This is a genomic window from Pseudaeromonas pectinilytica (assembly GCF_054780855.1).
This window is the reverse complement of record NZ_BAAGVN010000067.1, coordinates 1-5,743: the sequence shown is the minus strand read 5'-3', so window position 1 is coordinate 5,743 and position 5,743 is coordinate 1. Positions and strand designations below refer to the sequence as shown.

The 5,743-nt window shown below is 55.1% G+C and carries 6 protein-coding genes and 1 pseudogene; 3 read left to right on the top strand and 4 right to left on the bottom strand.

Features of this window, described 5'->3' with window-relative positions; translation table 11 throughout:
* Positions 1-77: 77 nt before the first annotated feature.
* The 4 genes and pseudogenes from ACYVG7_RS04845 to ACYVG7_RS04830 form a co-directional block, all read right to left on the bottom strand.
* Positions 78-443 (bottom strand): alpha/beta fold hydrolase, encoded by a 366-nt coding sequence (locus ACYVG7_RS04845; RefSeq protein WP_460882094.1) that lies wholly within the window; start codon positions 441-443, stop codon positions 78-80.
* A 566-nt stretch (positions 444-1,009) separates the two neighbouring features.
* On the bottom strand, positions 1,010-2,371 hold the full coding sequence (locus tag ACYVG7_RS04840) for a basic amino acid/polyamine antiporter (protein ID WP_460882093.1): 1,362 nt from the start codon (positions 2,369-2,371) through the stop codon (positions 1,010-1,012).
* Positions 2,361-2,834 (bottom strand): annotated as a pseudogene (locus ACYVG7_RS04835) (homocysteine S-methyltransferase family protein); the annotation flags it as partial. The gene ACYVG7_RS04840 and the pseudogene ACYVG7_RS04835, both read right to left, overlap by 11 nt.
* Before the next feature lie 258 nt (positions 2,835-3,092).
* Positions 3,093-3,854, bottom strand: coding sequence for a helix-turn-helix domain-containing protein (locus ACYVG7_RS04830; RefSeq protein WP_460882092.1), 762 nt, complete (start codon positions 3,852-3,854; stop codon positions 3,093-3,095).
* A gap of 143 nt (positions 3,855-3,997) precedes the next feature.
* Between ACYVG7_RS04830 and ACYVG7_RS04825 the strand changes: the two genes are divergently transcribed.
* The 3 genes from ACYVG7_RS04825 to ACYVG7_RS04815 all read left to right on the top strand — a co-directional run.
* Positions 3,998-4,267 carry a helix-turn-helix domain-containing protein gene (locus tag ACYVG7_RS04825; RefSeq protein WP_460882091.1) on the top strand — a complete coding sequence of 90 codons (270 nt, stop codon included), beginning with the start codon at positions 3,998-4,000 and terminating at the stop codon, positions 4,265-4,267.
* Positions 4,268-4,278: 11 nt separating this feature from the next.
* Positions 4,279-5,541, top strand: a complete 1,263-nt coding sequence (locus tag ACYVG7_RS04820) for a transposase domain-containing protein (RefSeq protein ID WP_460882090.1) — start codon at positions 4,279-4,281, stop codon at positions 5,539-5,541.
* Positions 5,448-5,743, top strand: a 296-nt coding sequence (locus tag ACYVG7_RS04815; RefSeq protein ID WP_460882095.1) for a transposase domain-containing protein, incomplete at its 3' end; no start/stop codon positions are given. The genes ACYVG7_RS04820 and ACYVG7_RS04815, both read left to right, overlap by 94 nt.

Genomic DNA, 5,743 nt, shown 5'->3' with positions numbered 1-5,743 from the left:
TTGTTTCTGGCCATGATTTAACCCTCCAGAACAGAACCCTTTAAGTGTAGTCCTGAAGGGCTGAATCATGGTGGTAATCAGGTAATCAGATGTGAGAAACACCCGGGATATTGGGTCGCGGCCAACAAACTGATCATGGCTCCTACGGAGTGACCGACGATCACGGCATTTTCAATTTGCAGATAACCGCAGATATCCAATAAATCATCTGCATAGCGATCAATGCTGTGATAGTGGAGGGCAAAGTCTTCATCCGGGGTCGTGGCCCCGGCACCCATGTTGTCAAATAATATGATCCTGTGTGTTGCCTCAAACTCAGCGGCTATCGGTTGCCATACCGTTTGATCGGTACCCAAACCATGTACAAAAATCATGGTGTTGTCCGCAGACAGATTTCCCACGATATGGACATTATTTTTTTGTAGCGGAGAGGGAGTTGGCATTGCGATGGGCCTCCAGGATAATAAGTAACCAAAGAATACTAGTTGATGTGACGGATAGAGTTGTCGGATGGATCGCAAAAAACCAAGTGCAGTGGGCAGTACAGGCTGGCCGTGATGGAGCAAAACGGCGCTGTGCTTCGGGGAATGTGCAGCCGCGCCTGCTTCTCGGCATCCTGGTGGCGGCATCTCAACCGCCCACTATTAATATCCAGGTCATTGCAGCCATTTTTATGATCCGGATCTGAAATTAGCAGAGATCCATATTGAAACCGTTAAGGGTTTAATATCCGTTAAAAATGATCTGCGTTTGAAATAAATCTCACATCAACCTGCGATAATAAAAATGCCGGCTGATGGCCGGCATTTTTATTTATATTGAAATAACCAAGACGTGGCGTTGATATTGAACTTATAACCGCAGACTTATTTCGGCTATAAAGTAAGCCTTCCCTGTATAATCCGCAGCAACACCAGAAACATCGGGAGAGATGAGGCCATTCAACGGCGGGCTATGACCCGATCAGCTCAGCCGATTGTTCTGGTCATAGCCCGCCGGGTGATGCGGTTTAGTCGCTGGCGACCGCGTTCAGAGGGAGCGGTTGTGAGCCTCGTCTGGCCAGCCAGAACAGGGCCAGTCCCGGCACATACAGCCACAGGGACAACAGCAGATTATCCAGCCCCGAGGCATAGAGCAGCCAGGCCCCGTACAGGGTGGCACCGCCGGCAATCAGGTACTGGCCGACACCGAATGTTCCCTGTGCCCGACCTCGTTGTTGCCAGCTCCAGCGCAGCAAGAATGCACCTACCAGCAGATAGGGCACCAGGATCATCTGCGACGAAATCGCCAGCAGCGTGTTGTAGGTTTCACCACTCCACAGCACCGCCAACAGGGAGCCTTGCACCGTCAGGCTGGTCAGCCACAGCGAATTGATCGCCACGCCCTGGCGATTCTGGCGCCGGAAAATAGCCGGGAAGGCGCCGTACATGGCGGCACTCCAGGGCACTTCGACGGCAAACAGAGTCCAGCTCAGGTAGGAGGCGGCCACTGAAATCACCAGACCTATGGCAATGATGTATTTGCCCGGCTCACCCAGCAACTGCTCCATCAGCAGCGCCATGGAGGGATTGTGCAACCCGGCCAGCGACTCTCGCGCTTGCAGGCCAAAGGAGAGCACAGTGACCAGCACATAGATCACCAGCGCCAGCAACACCCCGAATACCGTGGCACGGCCTATATCCTGGCGTTTTTGCGCCCGGGCCGAGAGCACGACCGCGCCCTCAATCCCGGTAAAGACCCAGAGGGTGATGATCATGGTCTGCTTCACCTGCTCCCAGACCGGCACTTCCAGACTGATGCCCTGAAAATCGAACTCCGCCAGATCCAGACGGAAGGCCAGCAGCCCCAGCACGATGAACAGCAGCAACGGCAGCAGCTTGGCGATGGTGGCCAGCAGATTGACCAGGGCCGCCTCGCGGATGCCGCGCGCCACCAGCCAGTGCACAGCCCAGACGAACAATGAACCACAAGCTACCGCCTGCCAGGTGTTGCCATCGCCAAAGATCCGGCCCTGCTCGCCATCGGTGAACAGGCCCAGAGTGGCAAATACGATCACCAGATAGGAGACGATACCGATGGTGGCGCACAGCCAGTAACCCCAGGCCGAGCAAAAACCGATCAGCTCGCCGAACCCGGCGCGGGCATAGGTGTAGATGCCACCTTCCAGATCCGGTCGTTGCCGAGATAAGCGCAGGAAGCATAAGGCCAGCAGCAGTATGCCGACCCCGGTGATGCCCCAGCCGATGAGTACGGCCAGTGGCGCGGCCACTTGGGCCATGTTTTGCGGCAGGCTGAAGACCCCGGCTCCGACCATGGAGCTGAACACCAGGGCGGTTAGTGACCAGAGCCCTATCTTGTTGTTAGCGCTCATCTGTGGCTACCTCTGGCTGTTCGGTGCCAAAGGCCTGGGCGAGCACTGCGATATGTTCAGGCCCTATGCCGCAGCAACCGCCGATCAGGGTGGCACCGGCCTGGCTCCAGCGCTCGGCCCATTGCAGGTAGGCGGGAGGATCCAGATCGCTTCGCAACTCATCCAGCCCGTCATTGGCGGTGGCTTCTTCCGGCTGCGGGGGGAAGGCGTTGGCATAGGCGCCCAGCGCCAGCTCGGCATGCAGCTCGTCACGCACGGCGGCTGCCACCTGCAAGGCGGATTCGATCACCTCGGGCTGGCTGCAATTGAACAATACCGCTTCGGCGCCCAGCTCCACGGCTGCACGGACGGCATCGGCCACCGGCTCTCCCGAGCGCAGGCGGGGGATGGCATCGACCACCGAATCTTGCAGGGTAAAAGAGACCCAGTAGGGTTTGCCATCGGCGGGGAGCAAGGCTGTAAGGAACCCAATAATCTGATCAATGGGCTGAATATGTGGGAATTGGCGGAAAGAGCGGGAAGTTGATGGGATCGAAACGGGTGAAAACGGCGTGGGGACTGGGCTGGCGGGTGATTGGGTTGAAATGAAGGGGTGCAGCGAGCGCCCCTTTTTATTGGATCGAGATTTTGATCAATGGATCCGTTTTTGGCTGTTTTCGTCAGTTGTTTTGATTAATTGGATCCGGCTGTAGCTGCCGTTAGAAAACCATTTAAATTTCGTTTAATCCAGGTCGTGAGAGATATGCACCACCTTGCCCACCACCTGGAAGTTGTGCTGCTCATCCTTACTCACTTCAATGGGTGGGTAGCGCGGGTTGTCACTCAGCAGAACCCAGGCATTGGGCAGCGATTGAATGCGCTTTACCCATAGCTGATCGTGGTTGCGCAGCACATACACCCCGCCGTCTACCGGCTTGGTCTGGCCGGTATGCACTACCAGGGTATCGTTGTTGTAGATGATGGGTTCCATGCTATCGCCCTTACACCAGACGATAACCAGATCCTTTTCACTAAAGCCTCGCCATTTCAACCATTTACGCCGAAATGCCAGATACCGGCACGGCTCTTCGCCATCCGGAGTGATGGCGCCGTGGCCTGCAGATACCTGTACCCGATAGCCAGGGATAAGAGCAAATTCATCTAAAAAGTTGCGTTCGCTATACAGGTCATTATTTGTTGCAGTGATAGTTGTGCAAGGGGCTTGGTGTTCGCCTGGGGCCAAAACAACTGCAACGTCCTTAGGCAGAATAGATATGTGATATTCAAACGCCTTCGTCCCTTTTCTCTTCCGTTTTACTCCACTTAACCCTATAGCCCACTGCTCAAGCAGGTCTCTAACACGCCTGTCTGTTGTAGGCATCCCATCTAGGCCTGCAATTTCTTGTGCGGTAACCCACAGTTTCCGATTCTCACCAGAAGAATCGGAACTTATTTCCGATTCTATCTTGGTGACTTCCCAATCATTTAACTCTTTGATATCCATTGGATTTATCTGCTCCATTCTTTCCGTGTTACGGATTTGAATCGGAAATAAGGGAAAAGAAAGTTTCCGATTAGACTTCCCTTTCTTCCGTTATTTCTCTATTGTTGAGTTAGTAACGGACGCAACGGAAAGGGGTTAGATGTATGAGTTACAAGAATGTTGGCGAAGTGTCGCAGAATCGGGGAGAAAAAGGGAGTGGTGATTGGCACAGAGCCGACATCATCGCAGCCCTTAAAAAGAAAGGTAACTCTGTTAGCGCATTGAGTCGTGAGAATGGTTTGGCTTCTTCAACGCTGGCAAATGCTCTTCGTTTTCCTTGGCCGAAAGGTGAGCGAATCATTGCTGACGCAATTGGTGTCGATGCGTCTGATATCTGGCCGAGTCGCTACCAAAAGATGTCACAAGCAAGCTGAGGGGTCACGCAATGGAGTGGTTCACATCTTCAGAGTTGGTTGGCATGCCTGGTCTTCCTGCAACGGATAGGCAGATCAGAAACATCATCAAGACGTTGAGCGGTGATGCCCCTGAAAAAGTAAGACAACGGAAAGGAAGCAAGGCAAACGAGATCCACATCAGCCTTCTCTCTCCATCCGTCCAGGCCGCCCTGCTGCGCAAGCACGGCAAGGTGCAGGTTGGCGATAGGCTGATGGATCTGCCCAAGCCCAAAGCCCCGCGTTATTGCAAAGAGGTGCTCTGGGCGCGCTGGGGCCAAGCCGGTGCTACGGCTCAAGCCAAGGCGCAGCAGAAGCTGGATGCCGTGTTGGCCGTGCAGGGGCTCATCAAAAATGGCGTCAGCAAGATGGAGGCCTTTGCCAGCATCGCTCGCGAGTTCGCCATTCCTCAGCCTACCCTGCTGCGCTGGCACTACGCGGTGCAGAAGTTCGAGCAGGCCGACTGGTTGCCTTTGCTGCTGCCCAAGCACAAAGAGGGGGCCGTTGCTGGCCGCAGCAAGAAGATGGCCGAGATCACTGCCGACGCCTGGGAGACATTCAAGGGCGACTATCTGCGGTTAGAAAAGCCTACTTTTTCTGTCTGCTACTACCGCCTACAGCGGATTGCTGAGCAAAAGGGCTGGGTTGTACCCAGCGAGTCTGCCCTGCGGCGGCGGCTCAATTTTGAGGTCAGTCAGGAGCAGCAGGTGCTGTTTCGTGAGGGCGAACATGCCTTGCACCAGATGTATCCACCACAGGTTCGTTCCGTGCTCGATCTGGAAGCCATGCAGTGGATCACTGGTGACGGCTATCAGCACAACGTGTTTGTGCAGTGGTTCAACGGCGAGATCCTGCGCCCTAAAACGTGGTTCTGGATGGATATCTACAGCCGCAAGATCGTGGGCTGGCGCACCGATGTTAGCGAAAACACGGACTCTATCCGTCTGTCGCTGATGGACGTATGCCGGACGTATGGCATCCCCCGTGAGTTGACCATTGATAACACCCGTGCCGCAGCTAACAAGTGGATGACTGGTGGAGTGCCGAATCGGTACCGCTTCAAAGTCAAAGAAGATGACCCCAAAGGGATCATCCCCATGTNCCGGTTGAGCGGGCCTTCGGTGTTGGTGGGCTTGAAGAGTTTGTCGATAAGCATCCCGCCCTGGCGGGTGCCTATACCGGCCCCAACCCCATGGAAAAACCCGACAACTATGGTGATCGGGCGGTGGATGCCAAGGCCTTTCTCGCCGCCGTAGCTGAGGGCGTGGAAATGTATAACAGCCGCCAGAACCGAGATACCGAAGTTTGCTGCGGTGTCATGAGTTTCGATGACGCCTTTGCGGTGAGCTACCAGCAAGCCACGGTGCGCAAGGCCACCAAGGAGCAACTGCAGTTATTGATGCTGCAGGCTGAGGCGGTGCGTGTCAGCCAGCATGGCACCATCACCCTGGAGGCCGG

Coding starts and splice junctions, on each gene's coding strand:
- ACYVG7_RS04845 (WP_460882094.1), bottom strand. CDS start 443: ATGCCAACTCCCTCTCCGCTACAAAAAAATAATGTCCATATCGTGGGA.
- ACYVG7_RS04840 (WP_460882093.1), bottom strand. CDS start 2,371: ATGAGCGCTAACAACAAGATAGGGCTCTGGTCACTAACCGCCCTGGTG.
- ACYVG7_RS04830 (WP_460882092.1), bottom strand. CDS start 3,854: ATGGATATCAAAGAGTTAAATGATTGGGAAGTCACCAAGATAGAATCG.
- ACYVG7_RS04825 (WP_460882091.1), top strand. CDS start 3,998: ATGAGTTACAAGAATGTTGGCGAAGTGTCGCAGAATCGGGGAGAAAAA.